The 25,554-nt window shown below is 58.0% G+C and carries 24 protein-coding genes; 9 read left to right on the forward strand and 15 right to left on the reverse strand.

The window, feature by feature from the left end; translation table 11 throughout:
- Positions 1-403 precede the first annotated feature (403 nt).
- Positions 404-838, reverse strand: a complete 435-nt coding sequence (gene hpaR, locus ACR3EP_RS14075) for a homoprotocatechuate degradation operon regulator HpaR (RefSeq protein ID WP_170349627.1) — start codon at positions 836-838, stop codon at positions 404-406.
- Positions 839-1,074: 236 nt separating this feature from the next.
- Between hpaR and ACR3EP_RS14080 the strand changes: the two genes are divergently transcribed.
- Both ACR3EP_RS14080 and ACR3EP_RS14085 read left to right on the forward strand, forming a co-directional pair.
- Positions 1,075-2,487, forward strand: coding sequence for a pyridoxal phosphate-dependent decarboxylase family protein (locus tag ACR3EP_RS14080; RefSeq protein ID WP_480638402.1), 1,413 nt, complete (start codon positions 1,075-1,077; stop codon positions 2,485-2,487).
- Between the two features lie 10 nt (positions 2,488-2,497).
- Complete coding sequence (locus ACR3EP_RS14085) at positions 2,498-3,268, forward strand: HpcH/HpaI aldolase family protein (RefSeq protein WP_480638404.1); 771 nt, start codon at positions 2,498-2,500, stop codon at positions 3,266-3,268.
- 4 nt (positions 3,269-3,272) lie between these two features.
- On the opposite strand, the gene ACR3EP_RS14090 is transcribed toward ACR3EP_RS14085, so the two are convergent.
- Positions 3,273-4,415 (reverse strand): DUF3095 domain-containing protein, encoded by a 1,143-nt coding sequence (locus tag ACR3EP_RS14090; RefSeq protein WP_480638406.1) that lies wholly within the window; start codon positions 4,413-4,415, stop codon positions 3,273-3,275.
- A gap of 142 nt (positions 4,416-4,557) precedes the next feature.
- On the opposite strand from ACR3EP_RS14090, the gene ACR3EP_RS14095 reads away from it, so the two are divergent.
- The 4 genes from ACR3EP_RS14095 (at position 4,558) to ACR3EP_RS14110 (ending at position 9,012) form a co-directional block, all read left to right on the forward strand.
- Positions 4,558-5,730 (forward strand): MFS transporter, encoded by a 1,173-nt coding sequence (locus tag ACR3EP_RS14095; RefSeq protein WP_226689046.1) that lies wholly within the window; start codon positions 4,558-4,560, stop codon positions 5,728-5,730.
- A gap of 32 nt (positions 5,731-5,762) precedes the next feature.
- Positions 5,763-6,800: a glycosyltransferase family 4 protein gene (locus ACR3EP_RS14100; RefSeq protein ID WP_480638408.1), complete on the forward strand. Its 1,038-nt coding sequence runs from the start codon at positions 5,763-5,765 to the stop codon at positions 6,798-6,800.
- Between the two features lie 110 nt (positions 6,801-6,910).
- Positions 6,911-7,933 (forward strand): aspartate-semialdehyde dehydrogenase, encoded by a 1,023-nt coding sequence (locus ACR3EP_RS14105; protein WP_170349621.1) that lies wholly within the window; start codon positions 6,911-6,913, stop codon positions 7,931-7,933.
- 473 nt (positions 7,934-8,406) lie between these two features.
- On the forward strand, positions 8,407-9,012 hold the full coding sequence (locus tag ACR3EP_RS14110; RefSeq protein ID WP_480638409.1) for an endonuclease/exonuclease/phosphatase family protein: 606 nt from the start codon (positions 8,407-8,409) through the stop codon (positions 9,010-9,012).
- Between the two features lie 60 nt (positions 9,013-9,072).
- Here the strand turns inward: ACR3EP_RS14110 and ACR3EP_RS14115 are convergent, their stop codons facing one another.
- Together ACR3EP_RS14115 and ACR3EP_RS14120 are read right to left on the reverse strand one after the other, a co-directional pair.
- Positions 9,073-9,609, reverse strand: a complete 537-nt coding sequence (locus ACR3EP_RS14115; protein ID WP_480638411.1) for an SRPBCC family protein — start codon at positions 9,607-9,609, stop codon at positions 9,073-9,075.
- Positions 9,610-9,714: 105 nt separating this feature from the next.
- Complete coding sequence (locus tag ACR3EP_RS14120) at positions 9,715-10,365, reverse strand: carbonic anhydrase (protein WP_170349618.1); 651 nt, start codon at positions 10,363-10,365, stop codon at positions 9,715-9,717.
- Positions 10,366-10,509: 144 nt separating this feature from the next.
- Here ACR3EP_RS14120 and ACR3EP_RS14125 point away from each other — a divergent pair, with 144 nt between their 5' ends.
- The 3 genes from ACR3EP_RS14125 to ACR3EP_RS14135 all read left to right on the forward strand — a co-directional run bounded on the left by ACR3EP_RS14125 (position 10,510) and on the right by ACR3EP_RS14135 (position 13,079).
- Complete coding sequence (locus ACR3EP_RS14125) at positions 10,510-10,899, forward strand: hypothetical protein (RefSeq protein ID WP_170349845.1); 390 nt, start codon at positions 10,510-10,512, stop codon at positions 10,897-10,899.
- Between the two features lie 63 nt (positions 10,900-10,962).
- Positions 10,963-12,345 carry a leucyl aminopeptidase family protein gene (locus ACR3EP_RS14130; RefSeq protein WP_480638412.1) on the forward strand — a complete coding sequence of 461 codons (1,383 nt, stop codon included), beginning with the start codon at positions 10,963-10,965 and terminating at the stop codon, positions 12,343-12,345.
- Positions 12,342-13,079, forward strand: a complete 738-nt coding sequence (locus ACR3EP_RS14135; protein WP_480638414.1) for a C40 family peptidase — start codon at positions 12,342-12,344, stop codon at positions 13,077-13,079. The genes ACR3EP_RS14130 and ACR3EP_RS14135 overlap by 4 nt, the downstream gene beginning before the upstream one ends.
- Here ACR3EP_RS14135 and ACR3EP_RS14140 read toward each other — a convergent pair.
- The 11 genes from ACR3EP_RS14140 to ACR3EP_RS14190 form a co-directional block, all read right to left on the reverse strand.
- On the reverse strand, positions 13,076-13,426 hold the full coding sequence (locus ACR3EP_RS14140; protein WP_170349615.1) for a DUF2794 domain-containing protein: 351 nt from the start codon (positions 13,424-13,426) through the stop codon (positions 13,076-13,078). The genes ACR3EP_RS14135 and ACR3EP_RS14140 overlap by 4 nt on opposite strands.
- Before the next feature lie 76 nt (positions 13,427-13,502).
- Positions 13,503-15,167 carry an ABC transporter permease gene (locus tag ACR3EP_RS14145; protein ID WP_425081261.1) on the reverse strand — a complete coding sequence of 555 codons (1,665 nt, stop codon included), beginning with the start codon at positions 15,165-15,167 and terminating at the stop codon, positions 13,503-13,505.
- Between the two features lie 121 nt (positions 15,168-15,288).
- Positions 15,289-16,509: a phenylacetate--CoA ligase family protein gene (locus ACR3EP_RS14150; RefSeq protein ID WP_480638416.1), complete on the reverse strand. Its 1,221-nt coding sequence runs from the start codon at positions 16,507-16,509 to the stop codon at positions 15,289-15,291.
- 19 nt (positions 16,510-16,528) lie between these two features.
- Positions 16,529-17,362: an ABC transporter ATP-binding protein gene (locus tag ACR3EP_RS14155; protein WP_170349612.1), complete on the reverse strand. Its 834-nt coding sequence runs from the start codon at positions 17,360-17,362 to the stop codon at positions 16,529-16,531.
- A 2-nt stretch (positions 17,363-17,364) separates the two neighbouring features.
- Positions 17,365-18,594, reverse strand: coding sequence for a patatin-like phospholipase family protein (locus tag ACR3EP_RS14160; protein ID WP_480638418.1), 1,230 nt, complete (start codon positions 18,592-18,594; stop codon positions 17,365-17,367).
- A 64-nt stretch (positions 18,595-18,658) separates the two neighbouring features.
- On the reverse strand, positions 18,659-19,942 hold the full coding sequence (locus ACR3EP_RS14165) for an ABC transporter substrate-binding protein (RefSeq protein WP_170360980.1): 1,284 nt from the start codon (positions 19,940-19,942) through the stop codon (positions 18,659-18,661).
- A 73-nt stretch (positions 19,943-20,015) separates the two neighbouring features.
- The gene (locus ACR3EP_RS14170) at positions 20,016-21,092 is read right to left on the reverse strand and encodes a branched-chain amino acid ABC transporter permease (RefSeq protein ID WP_170349609.1); all 1,077 of its coding nucleotides are present in this window, start codon (positions 21,090-21,092) and stop codon (positions 20,016-20,018) included.
- A gap of 3 nt (positions 21,093-21,095) precedes the next feature.
- Complete coding sequence (locus ACR3EP_RS14175) at positions 21,096-21,353, reverse strand: hypothetical protein (RefSeq protein ID WP_170411030.1); 258 nt, start codon at positions 21,351-21,353, stop codon at positions 21,096-21,098.
- 3 nt (positions 21,354-21,356) lie between these two features.
- The gene (locus ACR3EP_RS14180; RefSeq protein WP_170396786.1) at positions 21,357-22,343 is read right to left on the reverse strand and encodes a branched-chain amino acid ABC transporter permease; all 987 of its coding nucleotides are present in this window, start codon (positions 22,341-22,343) and stop codon (positions 21,357-21,359) included.
- A gap of 29 nt (positions 22,344-22,372) precedes the next feature.
- Positions 22,373-23,191: an ABC transporter ATP-binding protein gene (locus ACR3EP_RS14185; RefSeq protein WP_170376430.1), complete on the reverse strand. Its 819-nt coding sequence runs from the start codon at positions 23,189-23,191 to the stop codon at positions 22,373-22,375.
- Positions 23,192-23,269: 78 nt separating this feature from the next.
- Complete coding sequence (locus ACR3EP_RS14190) at positions 23,270-25,213, reverse strand: AMP-binding protein (protein WP_170376719.1); 1,944 nt, start codon at positions 25,211-25,213, stop codon at positions 23,270-23,272.
- Positions 25,214-25,554: the final 341 nt, after the last annotated feature.

A 25,554-nucleotide genomic window follows, 5' to 3' on the forward strand; every position in this document is an offset into this window, starting at 1 on the left:
AATCTGATCGACGGGCTTGGAAAACGCTCAAACAGCTCTAAGTTGAAAGATGGCTGGGTGACGAGCGCTGGCAAATCGGGGTGCCGCGCGCTCTGACCGCCACTCACAGATATGGCGGGGACCCAAGCACCCGCCACGACGTCAAGACACCCCATAGGGTCCCGCATCACGCGGCATTATCGGGTGCGAATATTTCAGAGAACTATGGTCAAAGGCGTTACCCCCAATGTCTTTGGCGCAAAAAGCCGGTTACTTTTTTGATTGGCGCGTTCTCTGAATTGCGGGCCGGACCGTCGGGAACTATCCGGTGCAACCGGCCTCGGGCCAGGCATATAATCCAGTACACGTCTGGCCGCCCCGTCAGAGATAGCACCTGTCTCTGGCGGGGTTCGTATTTGGGGTGTCACGTTTCCAGTTCGCGCAATTCGTTCAGCAGGTCCAACAGGGCCTCATGCCGGTCGGGCCCAAGTTTGGTGCGCAGATCCTCGGCCAGATGGATGGTTATCTGAATATTGTCCTGGATAATCTGCTTTCCTTTGGCTGTGATGTCGACGATCTGGCGGCGCTTGTCACAAGGGTGCGCGCTCCGCAGGATCAGGCCTTTGACCTCAAGCTTTTGCAGAATGCGAGTGAGGCTGGGCAACAACAGGCAAGCACGGTCCGCAATATGAGTCGGCTCTTGCGGGCCTTCCTCGTTCAGGACACGCAGCACGCGCCATTGCTGTTCGGTCACACCAACATCCACCAGCATCTTGCGAATGGGTCCCATGACCCGTTCCCGCGCCCGCAGCAACGCAATGGGCAATGAACGTGACGTCAATGGTACATCATTGGTCATACGAAATTCTTGCCGAATTCCGCCGACACTGCAACGGGACAGAGGGTTTTTTCGACTGTTCTTACCTATTTGGCCATAAATAGACTCTATGCGATGGGATATTTTCACAGAGTTGTCATTTTGTGATGAAGTGAAGGATCGAAAGATCGTTGACCTTCTGCCCGCGTTGTCCATCACTATCAGCAAGACAAAACCAGCCTGGGGGTAACCCCCACCAAACAATGCTGAGGATAGCGATGAAATGGGATGAATTCTCAGACTGGGGCAAGAAAATATCCGAATGGGCACAGGATTATCACCTGACCGTGGGGGACAAACCGGTGCGCGCCCAGACCGAGCCCGGAGAAGTATTCAACGCCCTGCCCGCCCATCCGCCGGAACAGGCGCAGGCGATCGAGGACATTTTCCGCGATTTCGAAGATATCGTGATGCCTGGTATCACCCATTGGCAGCACCCCCGGTTCTTTGCCTATTTCAACTCGAACGCCTCGGCCCCTTCGGTTCTGGCCGAGTTTCTGGCCAGCGCCATCGCGCCGCAATGCATGCTGTGGCAGACCTCGCCCGCCGCGACCGAGATGGAAACGCGGATGATGGACTGGCTGCGACAGGCGCTGGACCTGCCCGAAGAGTTTGCTGGTGTCATCCAGGATTCTGCTTCGTCGGCAACGCTGGCCGCTGTGCTGACCATGCGGGAAAAGGCGTTGAACTGGCAGGGCAATCGTCAGGGGTTGTTCGGTCAAAAACCGCTTCGTGTCTATTGCTCGGCCGAGGTTCATACATCGGTGGACCGCGCCATCTGGGTTGCGGGGATTGGGCAGGATAATCTGGTACGTGTTCCGATCAAGGGAGATTGGCGCGGGATGGATCCTGCGGCACTGGATAGGGCAATTCAGGCCGATTTAGACTCTGGTTTTCAGCCCGCTGGTGTCATTATGTGTGTTGGTGGCACCGGAACCGGTGCCACTGATCCAATCGACGAATGCTTGAAGGTGGCGCAGAAATACGGGCTTTATACGCATGTGGATGCGGCCTGGGCCGGGTCGGCGATGATCTGCCCGGAATATCGCCATTATTGGCCCGGCGTGGATCAGGCCGATAGCATCGTCTTCAACCCGCATAAATGGCTGGGTGTGCAATTCGATTGCTGTGCGCATTTCCTGAAAAACCCGGATGACCTGGTGCAGACGTTGGCGATTAGCCCGGAATTCCTGAAGACGCATGGTAAGGACGGGATCATCAACTACTCGGAATGGTCGGTGCCTCTGGGCCGTCGGTTCCGTGCGCTGAAACTGTGGTTCGTTATACGCGCCTATGGGCTTGAGGGGTTGCGTGAGCGGCTGCGCAATCATGTGAACTGGTCCGTCGACCTGCATGACAAGTTGGCGGCCGAGCCGGATTTCCAGATCACCACGCAACCGATGTGGTCGTTGTGGACCTTCCGCTATGCGCCTGAAGGGCACCCCGATCTGGACGCGCTGAACCTGCGGCTGGTTAATGCCATCAACGATGATGGCCGCATTTACCTGACCCAAACCCGTGTTGACGGTGATATGACGATCCGTTTTCAGGCGGGTCAGTTCGAAACCACTGAAGATGACGTGCGAATGGCCTATGATGTCATCACCGAAATCGCACGCTCACTAACCTAAGGGTTCCACCATGTCTGCACCAAAAAATACTTTCAAACAGGCTCTGATCAACGGAGATCGCCAAATCGGTTGCTGGAGCAGTTTTGCCGAACCCATCGCAACCGAGATTATGGGCACCGCCGGATTCGACTGGCTGGTGATCGACGGTGAACATGCGCCGAATGACATCCGTTCGATACGCGATCAGCTTATGGCGCTGGCCGCCAGCCCCTCGCATCCGGTGGTACGCGTGCCCGTGGGGGAAACGGCGAAGATCAAGATGGTGCTGGACGTGGGGGCGCAGACTATTCTGGTACCGATTGTAGAAAGCGCCGAACAGGCACAGGAATTGGTCCGCGCCTGTCGTTATCCGCCCAAAGGCCTACGCGGTGTCGGTGCAGGAGCAGCGCGCGCGACTGGCTATGGGTCCGTCACGGATTACATTCAAACGGCGGACGCACAGATTTGCCTGCTGGTACAGGTGGAAAACCGCGCCGGGATGGCAGCGCTGGACGATATTCTGACGGTTGACGGTATTGATGGCGTGTTCATCGGTCCGGCGGACCTGTCCACCGACATGGGCTATCAAGGCAACAGCGCGGCGCCCGAGGTGCAGTCCACCATCGCCGACGCCATCACCCGTATCAAAGCAGCCGGCAAGGCACCTGGCATTCTGGGCACCAATGATCAGGCAAGCCAAGCCTATATGGACATGGGCGCGCAGTTTCTGGCAGTGGGAATCGATGTAATGCTATTGGCGCAAGCGGCGCGGGCACTGGCGGCCAAGTGGAAAGCGAAGTAGCGCTTTAGCCTCGCATCCCGGCAGCGGCCTGCGCGTAACCGCCCGAAGCGCCGTCCACGAAATGCACGTGATCATCGCGCGTGGCCGAGGGCACGAAACAGGTCATCATCGCCTCATCCTGTGCATGTAGGCCGTAGCGTACCTTGCCCTGCCCGCGCGCTTGTTCCAGCATCACGCGGATCTGCGATAAGGTGGCCGGATCGCAATCCAGCGTCATTTTCAACCCATCATCGAATTTGCGGAAATCGGCATTGCGACTGACCATGTGTTTGTAATGCTCAGGGTCGAACTGACCCAATCGCTTACCGGTCTTGAACAGCAGCGCAATCAGCAGGTTCTGCCCCAAAAGTTTGAGTTTCTGCGCAAACAGGTTGCGCCCGGCCCGTGACACACGCGCATCAAGCGCGACATCGGGGGGTGGCCAACTGATTGGTGGGCCGTTTTCTGGCACCGGGTGACCTGCGCGCTCCAACCGATCGGCCGCGGATAGGACGGATTGAGACAGATCGGCAAAATCGCTTTCGGTGGCTTTGGAAGTCGGCTGTACCACGACCGAGACGATCATTCCATGCCGTGCCCTGCTGTTGGACCAGCGACAGGACAGGCCGGTAAGGTCGGGCTGCGCGCCGGGGTCGGCGGGCGGCACTTCGAACTGGCCTTCCTTCATCTGCGCCTCAGCCCAGGCCAGCCCACCCCCCGAGAACATGGCGTAATCCACCCCGTCTGACGGCGCATAGCGTGCCACACGCAGGTCTTTGCCCGCCATGCGGATTTCGGACACAGGCACCAAGGCCCCGCGCAAAGTAATCCCAAACTCCTCGTCCGCCCAGCGCCGAAGCTGGGCCAGGACCGTTCGGCCCGTGTCAACCGCGCTGGCGGGTATGGCAAATCCGGCCCCGTCGCCACCGAAGACATAGGGAAACTCCTGCCCCTTCAACCCGTTGATCATGCCCGAGATCACAGCCGCGCCGACCATATTGACGGTTTTATAACGCCCTTTGGCAATCTCACCGGTGGAATCAACGATATCGGCCACGCCCAGCGCCCAGTCATCCGGCACAGCGGTAAACCGCGCAGGCTGAGCCAGTCGAGTAAAGTCCCGCTGCAGGGGAAGGCTGTCATAAAAGGCGGCCTGGGCGTCTTTCATCTGCACCTCGGGGTGATGGGTAATTAGTTAGATAGACCGAATGTGAACGCTGTCCGGTGAAAACAGTATAGCACACGCGCTTGTGTGACGCATCGTGACGTGCGAAGCATTTCCGCTCAGGCAGGGGTAGAAGGGACGAAAAATGAAGGCAGGTCTGGTAGTCTTGTGCCTGGGCTATGTGCTCAGCCAGTTCTTTCGCGCCTTTCTGGCGGTTCTCAGCGTTGATCTGGGCCGCGATATCGGCGCCACACCCGAGGATCTGGCCTTTGCCTCGGGTCTTTGGTTTCTGATCTTTGCCGCGATGCAATTGCCGGTAGGATGGGCGCTGGACCAGGTCGGGCCGCGCCTGACCTCGGCCGTTCTTTTGCTGGTCGGCGGCGCAGGTGGCGCAGCCCTGTTTGCCGTGGCCCACACGCCGTTTCACATCGCCATCGCCATGGGATTGATCGGGGTCGGATGCTCCCCTGTTTTGATGGCATCTTATTATATCTTCGCGCGGGAATACCCGCCCGCCCGCTTTGCGACATTGGCCGCCGTGATGTTGGGGGTTGGGTCGGTCGGCAATCTGGTGGCCTCATACCCCACTGCGCTGGCGGTCGAACTGGTTGGATGGCGCGCAACGATGTGGGTGTTGGCGCTGTTTTCGGGGGCTATCGCACTGGGTATCTTGTTCACCGTGCATGACCCAAAACGGGTCGAGACCGAACACAGGGGGTCCGTGCTGGATTTGCTGAAGGAACCCGCGCTTTGGACGATCCTGCCTTTGATGCTGGTCGCCTATGCACCCTCGGGCGCCACACGAGGACTGTGGGCCGGGCCGTACCTAAGCGATATATTCAACCTAAGCACCACTCAGATTGGGACGGCGACTCTGATCATGGGCGCGGCGATGATTGCAGGCACTTTTGCCTACGGGCCGCTTGACCGGATGCTAGGCACGCGGAAATGGGTGATTTTCGGCGGCAATGCGTTGGGCACCGTGGCGCTGGTGCTGTTGTGTCTGTGGATCGACAACGCCGTCTGGGTATCAGTGGTTCTGATGGCGGTGATTGGGTTCATGGGGGCCAGCTTTCCGGTGATCATGGCGCATGGCCGCGCTTTCGTTGCACCGCATCTGGTTGGGCGCGGCATGACCTTGCTGAACCTGTTCGGCATCGGCGGTGTGGGGCTGGCGCAGTTTATCACCGGACGCATTCACGCGGCCACGGTGGACATAAGCCCGACCGCACCCTACACAGCGATATTCGGCTTTTTCGCGGTCGCGCTTGCCATCGGGTGCGTGATTTATCTATTCAGCCGCGACAGCATAGACTGATCCCGCCTCGGATCATCGGTATGGAGAGCTCAATGCAGGATATCGAAGTTCTGGCGCCGAACTTGAAACATAGTCTTTCGGGAGTGACCACAACTGTTATCCGGCTGCTGCCCATCCAGGCAAAGATGATCAACATCCGCGCCACGGGGCCAGGGTTGCCAGATAATATTCCGCATATTCCCCTTTGGAAGACTCTGTTTTTGCCCAATCGTGCGCCCATCGTCTGGCATGCGCGTCGCAACACAGAGATGCTGATGGGGCTGTTCCTAAGGTCCGTATTCCGCCGCAACTATAAAATGCTGTTCACGTCGGCCGCACAGCGCGATCATTCAGGATTTACCAAAAAACTGATCTCGAAAATGGATGCGTTGATTGCCACCACACCACAGGCGGCCTCATTCCTGCAACACCCGTCGAAGGTGATCATGCATGGCGTTGATACGCAGATCTTCCACCCGGCCGAGGATAAGGAAGCACTGCGCGCCAAGCTTGGATTGCCAACCGGGACGTTGATAGGGTGTTTCGGGCGTATTCGACCCCAAAAAGGCGTCGATCTGTTGGTTGATGCAGCGATCAAGGTGCTGCCATCCTTTCCCGATGCCAAAATTGTCTTTACCGGCAATGCCACGAAAGAATTCGAAGCCTTCCAGCATGAACAGGAAACCAAGCTGAAACAGGCCGGGCTGGCCGACCGTGTCCGGTTTCTGGGCGAACGCCCGTGGGAGGAGATCGTCGAAACCTATCGCGCGCTGGATTTGTTCGTCGCCCCTGCCCGCCATGAAGGCTTCGGCCTGACCCCGCTTGAAGCGATGGCATCAGGCGTTCCGGCCATCGCCTGCCATGGCGTTGGCGCCTTTAGTGCGCAGATTCAGGATGGTGTTACCGGACGTCTGGTGGAAAAAGACAACGTTGATGCGTTGGCCAAAGCCCTGCGCGATATGCTGAGCGACCCGGACAAGATGGCCGCCGCCGGAACTGCTGCCCGCCAGCATATCGAACAGAATTTTCGAATCGAAGGCGAGGCAGAAGAGATCGTCAAGGTCTACCGATCCCTGTTAGCGCAAGACTGAGGCCGGAAACGCCTCAAATCGCCGTCATCCTCGGAATAATGGAGCGATTCCTCTTTTTTCTTTGCTGCAACGCGGCTATGAACGCGCGTCCTTAACTTTGGAGACATGAAATGGGCTATCGCGTCGTAGTCGTCGGCGCCACGGGTAACGTGGGCCGCGAAATGCTGAACATCCTGGCGGAACGCCAGTTCCCTGTCGATGAACTTGCTGCCCTGGCAAGCCGTCGTTCGCTGGGGACTGAGGTGACTTTTGGCGACAAGACCCTCACGACCAAAGACCTGGACACATTCGATTTCACCGGCTGGGACATGGCATTGTTTGCCGTGGGGTCCGAGGCCACCAAGGTTTACGCCCCCAAGGCGGCCGCGGCTGGCTGCGTGGTGATCGATAACTCGTCGCTCTATCGCTATGACCCGGAGATTCCGCTGATCGTGCCGGAATGTAACCCGCAGGCGATTCACGACTATAAGAACAAGAACATCATCGCCAACCCCAACTGCTCGACGGCGCAGATGGTTGTCGCGCTGAAGCCGCTGCATGATCGCGCCAAGATCAAGCGCGTTGTCGTGTCGACTTATCAGTCGGTTTCGGGTGCTGGCAAAGAGGGGATGGATGAGCTGTGGGATCAGACCAAGGCCATCTACAACCCCACCACCGAGGTTGAACCGAAGAAGTTCCAGAAACAGATCGCCTTCAACGTCATTCCTCAGATCGACGTCTTCATGGAAGACGGCTCGACCAAGGAAGAGTGGAAGATGGTTGTCGAAACCAAAAAGATCGTCGATCCGTCGATCAAGGTTACTGCTACCTGCGTTCGTGTTCCAGTGTTCGTCGGCCATTCCGAGGCGGTGAACATCGAATTCGAAGAATTCCTGGACGAAGACGAAGCCCGCGACATCCTGCGCGAGGCACCGGGCATCATGGTGATCGACAAGCGCGAACCCGGCGGCTACGTCTCGCCGATCGAATGCGCGGGCGATTTTGCCACCTTCATCAGCCGCATCCGTCAGGATTCGACGATCGAAAACGGCCTGAACCTGTGGTGCGTGTCCGACAACCTGCGCAAGGGCGCGGCGCTCAACGCTGTGCAGATTGCCGAACTGCTGGGTCGCGAAGTCCTGAAAAAGGGCTGATAAACATATCGAATGTGCCATGTTGGATGACGTGGCACATTCCACCTCTGCCTGTTGACAAAGACAGGCTGGCTTGTCACCAAAATTACGCGCTTTGACAGCGGGACATGTGACACAGCAAACCACATGCATTGCCCCGCACAAAGCGGCAGAGGCAGAGCATGCGAGTTTTGACCAAGCACAGGATTGTACGAAACCTGATCATAGGCTGCGCAAGTATGCTTATGGGTCTGGTCATTATTGGCTTTACAGGCCCCGTCATTGCAGCTGGGGATTCGTTCGCCCTGCTTCGCCCGCTGGCCGGCGTTCTGCTTTTACCATGCGCGGTGATTTTGCTGTGCATGCGCGCGCGTTACGTCGCTTTGAGCGCGATAGCCGTCGCCGTCCTCGCGATTGGGTCAATCGCAACCAGCTATGCAGCGCCCTCAGGTGATTGCAATGGCGCTTGCCTGACGTTGTATCAGAAGAACCTCATGAGCCAGGCCTGGCCACGCTATCCCTTGGCCGATGACATAATAGAATCCAACGCCGAGATCGTGACCTTGCAGGAAGTGTCCAGTCACAATCGCAAGTTCATGAGAAACATGTTCGAGCATTACCCGGCAAAATCGATCTGTGTATTTCGCCCCGAACAAAACGTCGCCATCCTGACCACATTGCCAATTGTCGAAGGTTCCGAGTTTTGCCTGGAAGGTTATGGGCTTGTCGGGGTGCAGGTTAAAACCCCCGGCGGCGGTCTGGTTTGGGTTGTATCCGTACACCTGAACTGGCCGTTTCCTTACGGCCAATCCAAACAAAGCCAAGTGATTGCTGACCGCATTAAGGAACTCGACGGGCCGGTTCTGATTGCCGGAGATTTCAATATGGTGCCCTGGGGCCAAAGCGTTCAGCGGATCGCGGCGGCAGCAGACAATCTAAGCTTTGGAACTAACCTGAACACTCATAACCTTGGCAGCTGGCAGATACCCTTGCCAATCGACATCCTGTTGTTCCCGAAAGGAACAACGGGAACGGTTGAGCTGCGCCCCTTCATGGGCTCCGACCACCTTGGAAAGCTCGCCAGAATTCGATTTGAATAATCTGCCCGGCCGTTGCGCCGGGTTGCATAGATCAAAAACTGCGGCGCAAAACCTATCGGCTTAGGCCTGTCCTTCGACCAGCGCCTTTAGATTGCTCAGCCCCTGTTCGTAATCGCCGCCGACCCACTTATCCATCATCAAACCCATCCAGCGTGCCATCGGGTTCATCCCAAGATCGGACTCAAATCCCCAAGTTACCTGCGTCTGATCGCCTTCGGGCGCCAGCTCAAACGACGCCGATGCCGTGCCCATCGGACCAAAATCCAGCGCGGTTCTGACGGTCTGATCCGGAACACTTTCGATGATTTCCTGCGTGCCGCTGCCGACCTGTGGATGCTCGGAACTCCAGCTCAGGGTATTGCCCACCCCAGCTTCGGGTCCGCTATAGGACAGTTGCGTTTCCGGGTCCCGCGCCAGCCAGGGCGACCATTTCTCGGTCTCTTGCATGGAATTCACATAAGGAAAGATGGCGCTGGCCGGGGCATCGATGGTGATGCTGCGCGACACGATCGCCTTGCCGGGCAGCAGGTATGAGACACCGATCAATAGCAAAACAAGACAGATTAGAAAAAGGAAAATACGTTTGATGACTCGCATATCGCGCCTCTGACCCAAACCTGGATCAGGCCACTATACCAAAAAAGGGCGCAGAATCAGAGACCTGATCCTCCGCCCACTATTTGCGCAACATTTCAGCGCCGCTTAGACGACGACGAATTTCTTTTCCTGCGGATCATAGCTTTGCAGCCCGCCTTCGCCGATATCGGTCCACAACCCATGCAGGCTGAGCGAACCATCCTGCACCGCAGAGGACACGAAGGGAAAGGTCATCAAATTCTCAAGCGAGGCCACAACCGCCTGCCGTTCAAACTGACGCGCCTGTTCAACGCTGTCCTCGACATCGGCGACCAAGTCGTATTTCGGTTTGAGGATATCCATCCAGCGGCCCACAAAGCTTTCTTTGGCTTCCAGTTGCGGGGCCTGCCCTTTGCACATGTCGATACAGCCCTGCACACCACCGCATTGCGAATGGCCCAGCACGATCAGATGCGCCACTTTCAGGGCGGTGACCGCATATTCAATCGCCGCACTGGTGCCGTGATGATCACCATCCGGTGCATAGGGCGGCACAAGGTTGGCAATGTTGCGGTGAATAAAGAACTCACCCTGATCGGCCCCGAAGATCGAAGTGACATGGACGCGGCTGTCACAACATGAAATCACCATCGCCCGTGGACGTTGTCCTTCAGTGGCCAGACGGCGATACCAGACTTGATTTTCAGAATATGTGGTGGCTTTCCAGCCGTGATACCGCTTGACCAAATAGTTCGGCAAAGGTTTGGCGTGATCCATTTGAAAGTCCCTGATTTGTTCGCTGGGGGCTGCTCTACCCCGAATTCGAAGAAAATTCGAGCGATTATCCCCCGCGAATGCAAGGTTTTGCAAAGGAATTCGCGGTCAAAGTCGGTCCATGCCGTGGGGGCGCAAAATATTGGGGTGAATGTGGTGGATAAGATACTCACGCTTGAACACAAGGAAACCGTTCGTCTGGATCAGGACCGGCTGAATGGATTGTACCGGCAATTGGGCGACAAGAACGCACTGGACGTTTTGTGCCGCACGGTCGAGGAACTGGCCGTGCGCCTGTCGAACTGCGAACGGTTCTGGCGGCAACGCGATTGGGCCGGGTTGCGCAAATGCGCGCGGTCGCTGGTGGCTATCGCCGAACAGATCGGCATGGTCGCACTGGCCCGCGTCGCCGGGGATGTGGCGCAGTCCGTGGATGCGGGGGATGCCGTTGCCACCGGCGCCACCCTGTCGCGGCTGATCCGGGTCGGTGAAAACTCGCTGACGGTGATCTGGGATCAGCAGGACCTTTCGGTCTGACGGGGCTTGCGGACGGGCCGTGGGCGGCTAGGCTGGGCGCAAATCGAACAAGCCGAGATTTCCATGACCCTGTCCTTCGCTTCCTCTTCTGATCCATCGCTTCCGCTGCATGTCATCGCACAACCCGATCTGGAAGGCTGGCTGAGCGATCAACCAGTCCATATTGCAACCTGGGTCAGGGCCAGCGGGTTCTCCGGTGCGCTGGGTCAGGCAGTGCTGATTCCCGGACCGGAAGGCAAACCCGAATTTGCGCTGGGGGGATATGGCAAAGCAACAGGCCGGGCGCGCAAGCGCTTTCCGCTGGCCGCCGTGGCCGAAACCCTGCCAGAAGGCGCCTATCACATTGCTTCTGGCGTCCCATCCGAGGTGTTAGCGACCGAATGTCTGGGCTGGTTGCTGACCGGCTATGCGTTCAACCGCTATGCCAAGCAATCTCCGGCCAATGCCCGGCTGATCGCGCCCGAGGGTGTCGACGCCACGTTGATCGAGGTTTTAGCCCAAGCCGAGGCCCTGACCCGCGATTTGGTCAACACGCCCACCGCAGATATGGGTCCGGATCAATTGCAAGCTGCGGCAGAGGCGCTTGCGCGGGAATTCGAGGCGTCGTGCGACGTGATCCGCGGTTCGGCGCTGTTGGACCAGAACTTTCCGATGATCCACGCCGTTGGCCGGGCATCCGCGCAGGACCCCCGGCTGATCGAGATAAACTGGGGCAGTATTGGCCCCAAGCTGACATTGGTCGGCAAAGGTGTTTGTTTTGATACCGGTGGGTTGAACCTGAAACCCGGCAACTCGATGGGCTTGATGAAGAAGGACATGGGCGGATCGGCCAATGTGCTGGGCCTGGCCCGGATGATCATGGCGTTGAACCTTCCGCTGCAACTGCGGGTGTTGATCCCAGCGGTTGAAAATTCGGTGGCCGGAGACGCCTTTCGCCCCGGCGATATCCTGACCTCGCGCAAGGGCCTGACGGTTGAGATCAACAATACCGACGCCGAGGGGCGGCTGGTACTGGCCGATGCGCTGACGCTGGCAGATGAGGGGGAGCCGGATCTGGTAATCTCGATGGCCACGCTGACGGGTGCCGCGCGGGTGGCCGTTGGCCCCGATCTTGCGCCGTTTTACACCGATGACGACAGTGCTGCCGATGCTTTGGCACAAGCAGGCAGGCAGGCCGCTGATCCGGTTTGGCGGATGCCGTTCCATGAACCCTATGAGGCAATGATCGAACCCGGCATCGCCGATCTGGACAATGCGCCTCCGGGTGGGTTTGCAGGCTCGATCACCGCCGCGCTGTTCCTGCGTCGGTTTGTGGGCAATAGTCGTTACATGCATTTCGACATCTACTCGTGGCAGCCCAGCAAGGTCCCGGGCCGCAGCAAAGGCGGCCTCGGTCAAGGCCCCCGCGCCATATTGACCGCCCTACCCGAGATTCTGGACTTATGACCCAACAGCGCATCATAACCCCCGTCGCTGACCTGTTGCGCCGCCCGGATGGTCCGCGGGACCGGCAGCTTTTATTCGGTGACACCGTCACCGTCCTTGAAACGCAACAGGGTTGGGGCCGGATCACCGCCGACAAGGACGGTTACCCGGGCTGGGTAAACCTGGATCATTTGGGGGCACCGGTGCCCGATACGCATTGGGTCACGGCGCCTGCGACCCACGCCTATGCGCAGCCGGATATGAAAAGCCCCGACCGGGTCTCGTTAAGTTTCGGCAGCAGGGTTCAGGTTCTTTCGGAAAATGGCCGGTTTCTGGAAACTGAGCTGGGATTCATCCCCGCCGTTCATGCCAAACGCAACGCCATCCACCTGACCGATCCGGTTTCCGTGGCCGAACTGTTTCTGGGCACACCCTATCTTTGGGGCGGCAACAGCCGGTTCGGATTGGATTGCTCGGGTCTGGTGCAGGCTGGGCTTTTGGCCTGCGGCACGCCCTGTCCCGGCGATAGCGGCGATCAAGAGCGTGAATTGGGCGAGGCCCTGCCCGCCGGGACGGAACCGAAACGCGGCGATCTGCTGTTTTGGAAGGGTCACGTCGCCTGGGTCTATGGCGACAACATGCTGCTGCATGCCAATGCCTATCACATGGATGTGACGTTCGAGCCGATGGATCAGGCTATCACGCGTATTCTGGAACAGGGTGATGGGCCAGTGACCGCCCACAAACGGCTCTAATCAAGGTCGACCGAGCGAATCAGCTTGCGTTCCAACACCCTTAGAACCGTGCGCAAATCCTGGCCGCGTTTCAGGATGCGGCCATCCATGCCAACCACCGAATACATCCCCTGCCTTTGCCGCAGACGTGGATGTTTCTCGACCCGGTAAATCGGATGTTCTGCCGTTCGCCGAAAGATGGAAAACACCGCCATGTCGCGCAGGTTGGAAATTCCGTAATCGCGCCATTCTCCAGCGGCGACCATCCTGCCATAGACGGATAGAATATGGGACATCTCGTGCCGGTTAAACGCGACGGGCATCTGGGCCGAGTTTGCAGAAAACCGGCTGGGAGGCTGCATGTTCATACCCCAAGCCTTGCCGGAAATTGCGTTTGAATCAAGCCCAAGCACAACAGGATGTGATTTTTTGGTTCGCCCTGTGCTAGCGCCGCCCGACCTGACGGCAGATCAGAATCACCGGCAACAGCCCTACCGCAAGGATCACCAGCGAGGGCACGGCGGCACCCTCCAACCGCTCATCCGAGGCCAGCCGATACGCCTGTACCGCCAGCGTATCAAAGTTGAAAGGCCGCATGATCAGGGTGGCGGGAAGCTCTTTCATCACGTCGACGAAGACGATCAGCAGCGCCGTCAGCAGCGAGGGCGTCAGGATCGGCAAATGCACCCGTCTCAGCGTTCCCAACGGGGTCTGGCCCAGCGACCGTGCAGCGGCGTCCATGTTGACATGCACCGTGCTTTGCCCACCCTCATAAGCGCTGAGCGCAGCGGCCAGGAAACGCACCATATAGGCCGCGATCAGCAACCAGATTGACCCGGTAACCAGCAGTCCGGTCGAGATATCGAAAGTTTCGCGCATCCAAGCATCCAATGCGTTGTCGAAACTGGCAAATGGCACCAAAAGGCCCACCGCGATCACCCCACCCGGCACTGCATACCCCAGCCGCGCGACATAACCTGCCGTGGCTGACCCTTTGCCCGGGCGCAGGCGTTGAAAGAACCCGATGCAGATCGCCGCAAAAACGGTGACGACGGCAGCCGTACCTGCCAGCGTCAGTGAGTTCTGGATAAACCCGACATAGCGCCGCGACAGCAGGTTCTGTTCTGATTCAAGCCCCATCTGCACGAGAATGAACACCGGCAGCAAAAAACCCAACAGCACCGGAATGGCACACAGCGTGAACCCCGCAACTGCAAACCAACCTTTAATCTGCTGTGCTGGCAGTGGGGCGTGGCTTTTACCCGCCTGGTAGTATTTTGCCTTGCCCCGCCGAGTGCGTTCGATCACTGCCAGTAGCAATGCGAAGCCCAGCAGGCACATGGCCAGCTGCGCGGCGGCAGCGCGGTCTCCGATCGAAAACCAGCTGGTATAGATACCGGTGGCAAAGGTCTGAACGCCGAAATAAGCCACGGTGCCAAAATCGGCGATGGTCTCCATGATCGCCAGCAGGACCCCGCCGGCAATTGCCGGGCGCGCCATTGGCAAGGACACATGCCAGAACGCCAGCCAAGGGCTTTTTCCCAACGCCCGCGCGGCCAGAAAAGCGGTCGAGCTTTGCTGTAGAAAGGCGGCGCGGGCCAGCAAATAGACATAAGGATACAGAACCAGGATCAGCATCACCGCCGCGCCGCCGGTCGAGCGAATCTCGGGAAACCAATAGTCGCGCGGGCCCCAGCCGGTCACCTCGCGCAAGGTGGTCTGTACGATACCGGGGTGATCCAGAATGAACGTATAGGCATAGGCCAGAACATAGGCCGGAAAGGCCAGTGGCAAGACCAGTGCGATCTCAAGAAAGCGGACGCCCGGAAAGCGGGTCATCGTCACCAGCCAGGCCGCACCCACACCGATGGACAAGGTGCCGATGGCGACCAGAACCACCAAAATCAACGTCGTCAGCGCATAGCCGGGCAGAACCGTATCCAGCAGGTGTGAGATCGTTTCCGTCCCACCCGTCACTGCCGCAAGCACAACCGCAATCATCGGCAGCAGACAGGCTGCTGCCACCAGATAGGCCACCACGGCCACCAACCGGGTGCCAAACACGCCCCGATTGCGCGTTCCGTGTTCTGAGTATTCGATTTCAGCCATGTTTCCGGTGTTACAGGCAAAAAGGCGCAGGTTTCGCCTTTAATCGACTAAAATGCTAAGAAACACCAGTAGGCAAAGGAACAATTCTGCGGCACAAACTGCCGCAGAACCCTTTGTTGGACTATTCGTAAACGCGCTGATCCTCGATCACCAATCCGTCCTTGGGCAGCGAACCGGGGGCCACAACCTCAATCGCGCCTTTCAGTTTCAGCACCTCAATTACGGATTTGGCATAGGTCACGTCATCGTCGCGTGGGCTTTCGATCTGAACGGTCATCGTGTCCATTTCCCCCTGTCGCGCGGCGATGACACGGGCTTTGACGATCTCTGCATGTTTGTCGACCAGCGCGGCCACCTGTTCAGGACGCACGAACATGCCTTTGATCTTGGTGGTCTGATCGGCCCGTCCCATCCAACCCTTGATACGCAGGTTGGTGCGGCCACAAGGCGATTGTCCGGGCATGATCGCGGACATATCACCGGTGGCAAAACGGATCAGCGGATAATCTGGGTTTAGCGAGGTCACCACGACCTCACCCACCTCACCCGTTGCAACCGGGGTGCCTGTGCCGGGCGTGACGATTTCGACAATCACGTGCTCGTCGATGATCATCCCCTCCATCGCGTGGCTTTCATAGGCGATATTGCCCAGATCGGCGGTGGCATAACATTGCAGACAGGAAATACCCCGGTCGGCATAATCCTGACGCAGCGATGGGAACAGCGCGCCACCCCCCACCACGGCAGAAGAAAAGTTCAGCTCCACACCCATCTCATCCGCTTTGTCCAGAATGACCTTCAGGTAATCCGGAGTACCCGCATAAGACGTACACCCCACATCCCGCGCCGCGGTGACCTGCAGCTCGGTCTGGCCGGTACCGGCGGGCAGCACAGCGGCCCCAACAGCCCGCGCACCACTTTCAAAAATCATCCCAGCCGGGGTCAGGTGATAGCCAAAACAGTTATGGACGATATCGCCGGGTCCTACGCCTGCCGCATGCAGGAACCGGCCCATGCGCCACCAATCGGGATCAGTGCTGCCGGGCTCATAAATCGGGCCCGGGGACTGGAAAACATGGTGAAAATGCCGCGCCGGTGTGACCGTGAACCCGCCAAACGGCGGCCGCGCCGCCTGTGCCTGCGCCAGTTCAGATTTGCGCAGCACTGGCAGTTTCACCAGATCCTCGGCCGAGGCAACAGCACTGCAATCAACCCCTGCCAGATGCGCCGCAAAACCGGGCGCGGACAACGCCCGCTGAATTTGAACACGCAGCGCCTGCGCCTGATCGGCAGCGCGCTCGTCGGTTGAACGGGTCTCGAGCGCGTCGTAGTAGTTCTTCATGACCAGATCCTCCATCCGCTTACAGCCACCTTTTGCGGCGGCGGTATGAGCGCACGTCACGGAAGCTTTTGCGCCCCTCGTCGGACATGCCCAGATAAAACTCTTTCACATCCGGGTTTTCGCGTAGATCGGCCGCCGGGCCGTCCATCACAACACGCCCCGATTCCAGAATGTATCCGTAATGTGCAAACCGCAGCGCCACATTGGTGTTCTGTTCGGCCAGCAGGAAGGACACGCCCTCTTTCTCGTTCAAGTCCTTGACGATGCCGAAAATCTCTTCGACCAGCTGCGGCGCAAGACCCATCGATGGCTCATCCAGCAGGATCGTTTCTGGGCGCGACATCAAAGCCCGACCCATCGCCACCATCTGCTGTTCCCCGCCCGAGGTATAGCCCGCCTGCGACCGGCGGCGTTCGGCGAGACGCGGGAAATAGGAATACACAAGTTCAAGATCCTGCTGGATCGCCGCGTTGCCATCCTTGCGAGTATAGGCCCCGGTCAGAAGATTTTCCTCGACCGTCAGGTGTTCAAAGCAATGGCGGCCTTCCATCACCTGAATGACGCCCTTTTCCACCAGATCGGCCGGATCGCTTTCATGCACGCTGGTGCCGCGATAGGTGATCGTTCCCTTGGTGACCTCGCCCCGTTCGGACTGCAGCAGGTTCGACACCGCCTTGAGCGTCGTGGTCTTGCCCGCCCCGTTGCCGCCCAGCAAGGCGGTGATCCCACCCTTGGGCACGGTCAGGCTGACGCCCTTCAGCACAAGAATGACGTGGTTGTAGATCACCTCGATATTGTTGACCTCCAACAGGGTTTCGGCCTGTACATCGGTGGTTTGTGCCGCATCCAGCATCGTCAACTCCCGTAGATTTCGTTGATCTTGCGCTCCAACTCAGCCGCGGTCAGCCACGGGATGGGTTGAGAGCTTGTCATGTTCTTCCCCGCCTCGAACAAGGCCCCGGTGATACATTTGTCAAACAGGGGTTCGGGGTTCTTGCAATTGAGCGCGGGCAGTTCAGGCGCAACCAATGCCTTAAAGCTCCAAGAGGGGTTCTGTTTCACAACGCGAAGGGTTCGGTCGATCGACTCGCGAAATCCCTGATCGGTGACCAGTTGGAAATTCCGGCCTGCCAACGCGAGGATACCGGGTCCTGGGTCCTTTTCTGCGACAACCAGATCGCCGTTCACCAGCAAAGTAACCCGAACGTCAAATTGTTGGCCTGTGCGCTGCGTAGCTGTTTGCTGACCTTTAGCCAGGCCTTCCAGAAACACGTGCTGGCGCACACCTGCATCCGCATATAGGTCCCCATTGATCTTGCGAGGCGGGAACAGAACCGGAATGGCCGAGCTGGCCAGTACCGCCTCGGACACACAATCCTCTTTTGTCGCAAAATCATCTGGGGTGGTGGCCAGATACTGACCGATATCCATGATGTCGAACCGCCCGGTTTTCAGATTGACCGCGCCGACCACCACGCTGTTGACCTCTTGCCCGGATTGGCCCGGGTCGGCCCGCTTGGCGATACGATCCAGCAGAGGTTCGTCAATTTCACTTTCGACCAGCCGTTTCAGCTTTTTGGTGCTGAAGACAGAACTGGCCAAAGGAATCGGTGGCACGATTTGCAGCGACAGCACATCGTTCAAATTGATCCTGGTATTGGATTTCAGGCGCGCGTCAAACGCCGATCCCGCAAATGCCAGAGGGGTAATCAACGCCCCGGCGCTGGCCCCGGTCACGACGTTGAAGTCTGGCCTGCCGTTTTCTGTCCAGCCCGTCAGAACGCCTGATGAGAAGGCACCATATTGCCCACCGGTGGTCATAGCCAGAATTTCGACGGGAATGCCCCGCCCATCGCGGTCAAGGTTTGCACGTTGCGCGGCCTGACCTTCGAAAACCCGGGCAAACAGATCCGCAGTCGCATCCACATTCGGCGCTGAGCTGAGCCCGACCACGGATTTCGCCGGATCAAAATCTCGGACAAGCCCGGTGCAGGTCGGCCCGTCGATCTCGGGCGCGCTGCACGCAGCAAGCCCAAGTACCGTACCCAGCACTATCCCTGTTCTTATCCGGAGAAACTCCAGCATCACCGCGCGTCCTTGTTTGGGGGGTGGGGCGGCAGATCACCGCCGCCCCTGTTTTTGTTGCGCTTTAGTTGCAGCGCCCCTCGAGGTTGTTTTCCGATGCATAAGCTGCGGAGTCCTCGTCGATAAGCGCACCGATCACGTCACCATCTGTTGGTTTGAAGTCAGAAATCAGCGACCAGGTCTTGTTCGCCGCGTCCCACTGCGTCACACCAACCAGAGCGTCGCCGCCGTGGTTTTTGCACGAGACCGAGAAGGTCGGACCAAAGTTCGGCAGGCCCAGCTCAGCCATTTTCTCTTCGGTCATTTCAAGCGCTTCCATACCGTCACGCATGTCAGCCGGAGTGATTTCGGCATTGCCCGAAAGCTCTTGTGCTTTCTTAATGGCTTCTGCAGCCAGCACCGCAGCGTAAAGGCCACGGTTATACAGTACCGTCCCAACCTGATCGCCTGCACCGGCAGCCTTGCCAGAATCGACCACATATTGTTGCAGGTCAGCAAAGACCGGGAAATCCGTGCCCACATTGTGGAAGGTTAGCGCCTTGTAGCCATTCGCGGCCTCACCCGCAGGCACAACGTCATTTTCCGAGCCGGACCACCAGATACCGATGAAATTCTCCATCGGGAAGCGGATGTTCGCGGCTTCCTGTACCGCAACCTGGTTCATGACGCCCCAGCCCCACATCAAGACATAGTCAGGACGGTCGCGGCGGATCTGCAGCCATTGCGACTTCTGCTCTTGACCGGGGTGATCAACCGGTAGGGCCGCGAGCTCAAAGCCGTGCTTCTTGGACAGTTCTTCCAGCGTGCGGATCGGCTCCTTGCCGTAGGCCGAATTGTGGTAGACCAGAGCAATTTTCTTGCCGCTCAGATCGCCACCGTTTTCTTCCAACAGATAGTTGATCGCACCTGAGGCCCCGTCCCAATAGTTGGCCGGATAGTTGAACGTATGGCTAAAAACGTCGCCATTCTTAGCCGAAGTCCGGCCATATCCCATCGTGTGCAGCGGGATATTGTCCGCGGTCACTTTTGGGATCAACTGATAGGTGATGCCCGTCGACAGCGGTTGATAGACCAACGCGCCTTCGCCCTTGGTCGATTCGTAGCACTCAACCCCTTTTTCGGTGTTGTAGCCAGTTTCGCATTCGACCACGCGGATCGGCACGCCGCCAATGCCGCCATCCCGTTCGTTCAATAGGGTGAAATAGTCGTTATACCCGTCCGAAAACGGAATGCCGCCAGCTGCATAAGGCCCGGTCCGGTAGCTGAGATCAGGGATTACCAAATCCGCCAGAGCCGGTCCTGCGGCCATCAGGGCGCCAAGCGCCGCGGTTGCCAGTGTCAATTTCATCGGGTGTCTCCTCCCTTGGTTGGTCCGATGTTGGGGTCGGGCTTTGCACCCGTTATCTGATTGGGCCTGCCCCTTAGTGCGGGAACGGCCAGAGTCTGAGTTTCTCTTTCGCCACGCGCCAAAGCTGCGCCAGACCGTGTGGCTCAAGGATCAGGAACATGATGATCAGCGCGCCGACAATCACCAGCTGCAGATGCGCCACAATATCGGTGGGCCAGCCCAGCCAATCGGCGCCAACGACTTTCAGCACCACGGGCAGCAACACCAGAAACGCAGCGCCCGCAAAGGATCCGAAAATAGACCCTAACCCGCCAATAATAATCATGAACAGCACCAGAAATGATTTCTGAATGCCAAAGACCTCACCCACTTCGACAGCGCCCAAATAGACGGCAAAGAACAGCGCCCCGGCGATGCCCACAAAGAACGAGCTGACGGCAAAAGCGGTCAGTTTCGCCTTCAGCGGGTTCACCCCGATGATCTCGGCGGCGATATCCATGTCGCGGATCGCCATCCAGCTGCGCCCCGTGGTACCACGCGTCAGGTTGCGCGCAATGATCGCGCTGACCGACAGGAAGATCAGGCAGAACAGATAGGTGGCCCAGGCCGGTGCATTCGGGCCGGTGATGATGATGCCGAACACGTCACGCTCGGGCGCGTTGATCTGGCCCGAAGCGGAATAGTTGTAGAACCACGGCACACGGTTGAAAAGCCAGACCAGAAAGAACTGTGCGGCCAGAGTTGCCACCGCCAGATAGAATCCCTTGATCCGCAGGCTTGGCAGGCCGAACAGCACGCCGACAATGGCGGTGATCCCGCCCGCCAGAATGACATGTATGAACATGCTGACATCCGGGAACGCGGTCATCAGCTTGTAGCAGGCATAGGCCCCCACGGCCATGAACCCCCCAGTGCCCAAGCTGACCTGACCGCAATAGCCCACCAGAATGTTCAACCCGATCGCTGCAATTGCATAGATCAGAAACGGCAACAGCAACGCATTGGCCCAGTAATCATTGATGAGGAACGGAATGATCCCAAAGGCCACGGCGAGCACGACATAGTACCGATACCGGTCGAACTTGATCGGAAAGGTCTGGTTGTCATCGATGTAGGAGGTTTTGAAATCCCCGGCCTCACGGTAGAACATGACTTATTTCTCCCACTCTTCCTGCGCCCGGTTGCGGGCCTTGGCATCCAGTTGGTTCGATCCTTTGGCGTATCCGCTCGCCTCGGAACTGCGCACCAGTTTCATGTAGGCCAGAACGCCCGTGATCAGCCCGGCAAAGGCCAGAATCGCAGCGACCACCAACTGGCTTTCGGTCAGATCTTCCGAGGTGACGGCGATATAGCCAAAGGCCCAGAACCCGGCCCATGCGATGACGTTGATGATGGCGATCAGTTTGGTCATGCCCTACACCCTCTCGATGATTTTCTCACCGAAGAGACCTTGCGGTCGGAACACCAGGAAAATCAGCGCCAGAACATAGGCAAACCAGTTCTCGGTCGCACCGCCAACCAAGGGGCCGATGGCGAACTCGAACAGTTTCTCACCCACACCGATGATCAGCCCACCGACAATGGCGCCTGGGATCGAGGTAAACCCGCCCAGCATCAGCACCGGCAACGCCTTAAGCGCGATCAGCGACAGCGAGAACTGAACGCCCGACTTGGTGCCCCACATGATGCCCGCGACCAGCGCCACGAACCCAGCCACCGACCAGACCATGATCCAGATGAAGTTCAGCGAGATGCCAACCGACAGTGCTGCCTGATGGTCATCGGCCACAGCGCGCATGGCCCGGCCCTGTTTGGTATACTGGCTGAACGCCACCAGGGCCGCCACCAGCAGCGCCGCAATCACGGTCGCCACGATGTCCAGATTGTCGAGGAAGAAGCCATAACCGAAGATGTTATAGGTGCTCTCATCAATCCACAGGTTGATGCCCTGCGGCAGGCCTACATCCAGCGTCTTGATCTCGGACCCCCACATCAGGTCGGCCACACCTTCAAGGAAATAGGCCAGCCCGATGGTGGCCATGAACAGGATGATCGGCTCTTGCCCTACCAGATGACGCATGACGAACCGCTGTACCGCCCAGGCCAGCAATACCATGACACCCATGGTCAAAAGGATCGCCACAAAAGCGGGCACATTCCACCCGAAAGTATGAACGTGCGTGCCAAAAGTCGCGTTGATCACATGCGCAAAGGGCACCTGCCCGTTCATGACCCCGACCAGCGTCATCGCCGCAAACAGCGCCATAACGCCTTGGGCATAATTGAAAATCCCCGAAGCTTTATAGATCAGAACAAAGCCCAGCGCGACCAGCGCGTAGAGCACCCCGGCCATCAGACCATTGAGGATGACCTCCATCGCGAATACGAGTTGTTCAGGCATCTGCGCCTCTCCCCATGTCTGTCCGATGCTCAGTCATGACTGACCCCCAGATAGGCGTCGATGACGTCCTGATTGCTGCGCACCTCATCCGGGGTGCCGTCGCCGATCTTTTTTCCGTAATCCATCACGACCACGCGATCGCTCAGGTCCATCACCACGCCCATATCGTGTTCGATCAAGGCAATGGTGGTGCCGAACTCGTCATTCACGTCTAGGATAAAGCGGCTCATGTCCTCTTTTTCTTCGACATTCATGCCCGCCATCGGCTCATCCAGCAGCAGCAGCCTGGGTTCGGCCGCCAGCGCACGGGCCAGCTCGACCCGCTTTTTCAACCCGTAGGGCAGGCGCGACACCGGCGTTTTGCGAATGTGCTGGATTTCCAGAAAATCGATGATCTTCTCCACTGCCTCGCGGTTTTCCACCTCTTCCGCTTCTGCCTTGCCCTTCCACCAGGCCTGCTGAAAAATGTTGGTCTTCATAAAGTTCAGCCGTCCGGTCATAACGTTGTCCAAAACGCTCATACCTTCGAACAGAGCAATGTTCTGGAACGTCCGCGCAATGCCTTGCTGCGCGACCTCGAATGGCCGCATCGGTGGGCGCTTGGCCCCGTGAAACCAGACCTCACCCTCTTGCGGGACATAGAACCCGGAAATCACGTTCAACATCGAGGATTTACCTGCCCCATTCGGCCCGATGATGGCGCGGATCTCACCCTCGCGAATATCAAACGAGATATCCTTGATTGCCACAACACCGCCAAAACGCAGAGTGATGTTCTTCATCTCCATCACCACGCCGCCGATCTTGCGGCCGTCTTCGGTGACATATCCTTCGGAACTATCCAGCATCAGTCACTCCCTGACCTACGCAAAAACGGGATGGCGGGCGGGGCGATGACCGCAGGTCGAGCGGCGCTCGGCGACCCATCATTCCGCAGCCACTTTATGTTGAGCGACCGGTACAACCGGCGCATCTACGATCTCAAGCGTTGCGCTGATCGATCCCTTGCGGCCGTCCTCATAGGTCACTTCCGTTTTGGTTGAGACGGTCTCTGACCCGTCATACAGCGCCGCGATAATGTCGCTGAACTTGTCCTCGACAAACCCGCGCCGCACTTTCCGCGTGCGGGTCATCTCGCCGTCATCCGCATCCAGTTCCTTGTGTAGAACCACAAAGCGATGCACCTGACAGCCCGACAGCATCTCGTCGGCGGCAACAGATTTGTTCACCTCTTCCACATGTGCCTTGATGGTCTCTAACACCTGTGGATTCGCCGTCAGTTCTTGATAAGACCCGTAGGCCACGTTGTTACGTTCCGCCCAATTGCCCACTGCTGTCAGGTCGATATTGATAAAGGCCACGCAGCGATCCTTGCCGTTTCCGAACAAAACAACTTCAAGGATGTCAGGATAGAATTTCAGCTTGTTCTCGACGTATTTCGGCGCAAACATCGACCCGTCGGCCATCTTGCCCACATCCTTTGCGCGGTCAATTATCCGCAAATGCCCTGAGTTCTCTTCGATGAAACCGGCATCGCCAGTGGCAACCCATCCCTCGGCATCTTTGGTCGAGGCCGTGGAATCCGGGTTTTTGAAATACTCAACAAAAACACCGGGCGAGCGATAGTGAATTTCTCCCTTATCATCGATCTTCAACTCGACATCCGGCGCAGGCACACCAACCGTATCCGCGCGTACTTCGCCGTCCGGTTGCACGGTGATGAACACGGTGGCCTCGGTCTGGCCGTAGAGCTGTTTCAGATTGATGCCAAGGGATCGGTAGAAATCGAAAATCTCGGGCCCGATGGCCTCACCCGCCGTATAGCCCACCCGGAACCGACCATAACCCAGCGTATCCTTCAGCGGGCCGTAGACCAGCAGATTGCCCAGCGCGTATTTCAACTTATCACCGAGGCCCACGGGTTTGCCATCCAGAAGCAAACCTCCGACCTTCTTGGCATGCGCCATGAAGTGATGGAACATGCGCTGCTTCAGCTTGCCTGCGTCCTCCATCCGGATCATCACGTTGGTCAGCTGTGTTTCGAACACGCGCGGCGGGGCGAAGAAATAGGTCGGTCCGATCTCACGTAGATCGGTCATCATCGTATCGGCGCTTTCGGGGCAGTTCACGCAGAACCCGCACCAATAAGCCTGACCGATGGAAAAGATAAAATCGCCCACCCAGGCCATCGGCAGATAGGACAGGATATCCTCGCTCTGGGTAAGATGGTCGAACTCGGCGGAATTCTTGGCGCTTTCGATGACGTTGCGGTTCGACAACACCACGCCCTTGGGCTTGCCGGTAGTGCCCGAGGTATAGAGCATCACGCAGGTATCGTCATAAGTGATCGCAGCAATGCGCTTGTCCAGTTCCGCATCGAACCGGGCGTGACCGGCACGGCCTTCGGCCATGATGTCGTCCAGCGCGTTCATCTGGGAATGGTCGTATTTCCGCATCCCCCGCTTGTCGGTATAAAGGATGTGTTTGACCTGGTGCAGGTTTTCCTGAATTTCGATGACCTTATCGACCTGCTCTTGATCGCCGCAGACAACGTATTTCGCGCCGCAATGCTCCAGTACATAGGCCATCTCTTCGGCCACCGCGTCCTGATACAGCGGAACTGGCACCGCACCGACCATTTGCGCCGCGACCATCGACCAATAATGCGCCGGGCGGTTGCGACCGATCACAGCAATATGGTCGCCCTTTTCAACACCCAACTCGAGAAACCCCAACGCGATGGCACGAATTTCCTTAGTCGTCTCAGCCCAGGTCCAGCATTGCCAGATGCCGAATTCTTTCTCTCGATAGGCCGGGGCGTCCCCGAACTGTGTCGCGTTTCGGTGTAGCAGCGCAGCAAGGGAGTGCATCCCCTCGGCGCCCGACTGCGTCTGAGCCAATCTTCCTCTCCTCCACATCCGGCCTCTCCCCGGGCCGGAAAAAGCGGACCCGAGGATCAACCCCGGACGCCAACGCCCGATTAAGGGACGCTTGCACGATCAGCGTCAACTTTTTCCTGATGTTTTCTCAATTCTTACGAATTGTAACAACCAAGACGTGGTAAAACCTGACCGATCTCGGGTGTGGAAATTGCAAACCTAAACCGAACGATCAGATAATCAGCCCTGACCTACTATCAAATGCTCTGATCGTCAGGAACGATTTGCCGCCGCAGACATCGGTCTTGCGGAGGTCTTCTAATGGCTAAATA

It is taken from the genome of Ruegeria sp. BB10, from assembly GCF_056535725.1.

What these genes read in the sequence shown, in the direction of transcription:
- ACR3EP_RS14110 (WP_480638409.1), top strand. Translation starts at nt 8,407, where the DNA reads ATGAGCCAGGCCTGGCCACGCTATCCCTTGGCCGATGACATAATAGAA.
- ACR3EP_RS14140 (WP_170349615.1), bottom strand. Translation starts at nt 13,426, where the DNA reads ATGAACATGCAGCCTCCCAGCCGGTTTTCTGCAAACTCGGCCCAGATG.
- ACR3EP_RS14165 (WP_170360980.1), bottom strand. Translation starts at nt 19,942, where the DNA reads ATGAAATTGACACTGGCAACCGCGGCGCTTGGCGCCCTGATGGCCGCA.
- ACR3EP_RS14080 (WP_480638402.1), top strand. Translation starts at nt 1,075, where the DNA reads ATGAAATGGGATGAATTCTCAGACTGGGGCAAGAAAATATCCGAATGG.
- ACR3EP_RS14120 (WP_170349618.1), bottom strand. Translation starts at nt 10,365, where the DNA reads ATGGATCACGCCAAACCTTTGCCGAACTATTTGGTCAAGCGGTATCAC.
- ACR3EP_RS14180 (WP_170396786.1), bottom strand. Translation starts at nt 22,343, where the DNA reads ATGCCTGAACAACTCGTATTCGCGATGGAGGTCATCCTCAATGGTCTG.
- ACR3EP_RS14190 (WP_170376719.1), bottom strand. Translation starts at nt 25,213, where the DNA reads ATGCACTCCCTTGCTGCGCTGCTACACCGAAACGCGACACAGTTCGGG.
- ACR3EP_RS14175 (WP_170411030.1), bottom strand. Translation starts at nt 21,353, where the DNA reads ATGACCAAACTGATCGCCATCATCAACGTCATCGCATGGGCCGGGTTC.
- hpaR (WP_170349627.1), bottom strand. Translation starts at nt 838, where the DNA reads ATGACCAATGATGTACCATTGACGTCACGTTCATTGCCCATTGCGTTG.
- ACR3EP_RS14185 (WP_170376430.1), bottom strand. Translation starts at nt 23,191, where the DNA reads ATGCTGGATAGTTCCGAAGGATATGTCACCGAAGACGGCCGCAAGATC.
- ACR3EP_RS14085 (WP_480638404.1), top strand. Translation starts at nt 2,498, where the DNA reads ATGTCTGCACCAAAAAATACTTTCAAACAGGCTCTGATCAACGGAGAT.
- ACR3EP_RS14105 (WP_170349621.1), top strand. Translation starts at nt 6,911, where the DNA reads ATGGGCTATCGCGTCGTAGTCGTCGGCGCCACGGGTAACGTGGGCCGC.
- ACR3EP_RS14095 (WP_226689046.1), top strand. Translation starts at nt 4,558, where the DNA reads ATGAAGGCAGGTCTGGTAGTCTTGTGCCTGGGCTATGTGCTCAGCCAG.
- ACR3EP_RS14090 (WP_480638406.1), bottom strand. Translation starts at nt 4,415, where the DNA reads ATGAAAGACGCCCAGGCCGCCTTTTATGACAGCCTTCCCCTGCAGCGG.
- ACR3EP_RS14135 (WP_480638414.1), top strand. Translation starts at nt 12,342, where the DNA reads ATGACCCAACAGCGCATCATAACCCCCGTCGCTGACCTGTTGCGCCGC.
- ACR3EP_RS14170 (WP_170349609.1), bottom strand. Translation starts at nt 21,092, where the DNA reads ATGTTCTACCGTGAGGCCGGGGATTTCAAAACCTCCTACATCGATGAC.
- ACR3EP_RS14130 (WP_480638412.1), top strand. Translation starts at nt 10,963, where the DNA reads ATGACCCTGTCCTTCGCTTCCTCTTCTGATCCATCGCTTCCGCTGCAT.
- ACR3EP_RS14160 (WP_480638418.1), bottom strand. Translation starts at nt 18,594, where the DNA reads ATGCTGGAGTTTCTCCGGATAAGAACAGGGATAGTGCTGGGTACGGTA.
- ACR3EP_RS14115 (WP_480638411.1), bottom strand. Translation starts at nt 9,609, where the DNA reads ATGCGAGTCATCAAACGTATTTTCCTTTTTCTAATCTGTCTTGTTTTG.
- ACR3EP_RS14100 (WP_480638408.1), top strand. Translation starts at nt 5,763, where the DNA reads ATGCAGGATATCGAAGTTCTGGCGCCGAACTTGAAACATAGTCTTTCG.
- ACR3EP_RS14155 (WP_170349612.1), bottom strand. Translation starts at nt 17,362, where the DNA reads ATGCTGGATGCGGCACAAACCACCGATGTACAGGCCGAAACCCTGTTG.
- ACR3EP_RS14145 (WP_425081261.1), bottom strand. Translation starts at nt 15,167, where the DNA reads ATGGCTGAAATCGAATACTCAGAACACGGAACGCGCAATCGGGGCGTG.
- ACR3EP_RS14150 (WP_480638416.1), bottom strand. Translation starts at nt 16,509, where the DNA reads ATGAAGAACTACTACGACGCGCTCGAGACCCGTTCAACCGACGAGCGC.